Below are 2012 nucleotides of genomic sequence, written 5' to 3'. Positions count from 1 at the left end.
TCAGGATAAAAAGACAGTATTTTATTCAACTCAAGCATTTTTCATAAACCTGTATTCGACAGTGATAGGCATTCAACAGAGCTTAACCTCAATATTTTCGTTTAAAAACCGTCAAAATCCTCAAAATGCGTAGGCACACGAATATTGCTGGGGGTATTGACTTTTTAATTATTATGCCTTATATTTTAGGCATGTATATAAGAACAATTTCGCGGAAAAATAAAGATGGTTCAACTGTTACTTACGTGCAGTTGGCCCATAATCAACGCGACCCTAAAAAAGGGTATGCACAGGCCAAAGTTCTATATAACTTTGGACGCATCGAATCGCTTGACATAGAACAACTTAAGCGACTTGTTAAGAGCATCTGTCGTTTCTTGCCTCCTGAAGATGCCTTAGAGACGCAAGTTGTTTTAAAAAATCGCGGGCAAGAATTTAAATGGAAAAATTGTCGTTCTTTTGGTGGCATTTATCTTTTATCAAATTTATGGCAGAAGCTCAATTTTAAGAGCGTTCTTGAAAAACGCATAGCTAACAAGAAATTCAAAACACCGATTGCTCAGGCAATTTTTGCAATGGTCGCTAATCGCTGCTTAGCTCCTTTCAGCCCGAGGCTGATCTCTGACAAGCAAATTGGCGATTACTGACTGGGTTGAAAAGGACGTATATATTCCTGATTTACCCAAGATTGACATTCAAGTTTTGTATCGGGCTATGGACTTTCTGCTTCAGCATCAAAAACAGCTTGAAAAAGAGCTTTATTGGGCTGTGGCCGATTTATGCAATCTTGAGGTTGATCTTTTGTTTTTTGATACCACCAGTACTTACTTTGAAACTGAGGAGGAAACAGAACTTAAAAAACACGGCTATTCCAAAGATAAGCGCGGAGATTTGCCTCAAGTGGTTATTGGATTAGCTGTCACCAGATCTGGGATTCCGGTAAAGCATTGGGTGTTCCCGGGCAACACAGCAGATATGTCTACCATAAAACGTGTTAAAAAAGATTTAGCTGAATGGCATCTTAATCGTTGTGTGTTTGTCCATGATACCGGTATGACCTCAGAAGCCAATTTACAATACCTGCAACGTGGAGGAGGACACTATCTTGTTGGTCACAAGATGAAAAGCGGTGAAGCCGATGTTGAGACGGCTCTGAGTCACAAAGGACCTTACACCCCAATTGATGACCATCTTTTTGCCAAAGAAGTGGTTGTTGGCAATGGTGAAAAGCGAAAGCGCCTAACCGTTGTTAAAAATATCAAAGAACAAGAAAGGAATAAACAGGCTCGCACCAAGTTAATTGAAACCTTAGAGAACAAGCTCGCAGAGTTAAACAATAGGAAGAAAAAAGGGCATTCCAAAGCCGTTTGCGAGCTTAAGTCACATCGGGTTTATGGTAAATATATTAAAGAACTGAAAGATGGCACCTTGAAAATCAATCGTTCCCAGTTACAGAGTGAAAGCCGATATGATGGCAAGTATCTAATTCAGACCAGTGATGATACGCTTAATCTTAGAGACATCGTGTTAGGATACAAACAACTTTACGACGTAGAACAGGCTTTTCGTACTTTAAAAACATATATCAAGCTTCGTCCCAATTATCATAGTAAAGATGAACGCATTAGGTGCCACATATTTTTATGCTTTATTGCTTTGGTTTTGGTTCGAATTATCGAAGACAAAACTCAAAAAACATGGGAAACAATAAGAAAAGAAATGAATAGATTATATTATGGCGAATTTAAAACAGAGACAAAGAAAATTCTCCAATTAACAGAATTAACAAATGAGCAAAAAGCCATACTCAAAGCCCTTAACATAAATGAGCCTTCAATTATTGTTGACATACAGAACATCTGATTTTGTAGTAACACGACTCTACTCACAAAACCATATCTATGTGTTTTAAGAATAGCATTTTATGCTACTCTTTTTTTACCTACTACTGTCGAATGCAGGTTAAGATTAAAACGGTGAACATGAATTATATTTGATTCTCCTTCGCGTGC

Annotated in this window: 1 pseudogene; it reads left to right on the top strand. The window is 37.9% G+C overall.

The features are described from left to right. Window positions 1–191: 191 nt before the first annotated feature. Window positions 192–1863: pseudogene (locus tag AC3LHT_RS10660) on the top strand (IS1634 family transposase). The last annotated feature ends 149 nt before the right edge of the window (window positions 1864–2012 follow it).

Source organism: Kosmotoga sp. (assembly GCF_982836095.1).
This window is presented reverse-complemented; position numbering and strand designations above follow the sequence as displayed.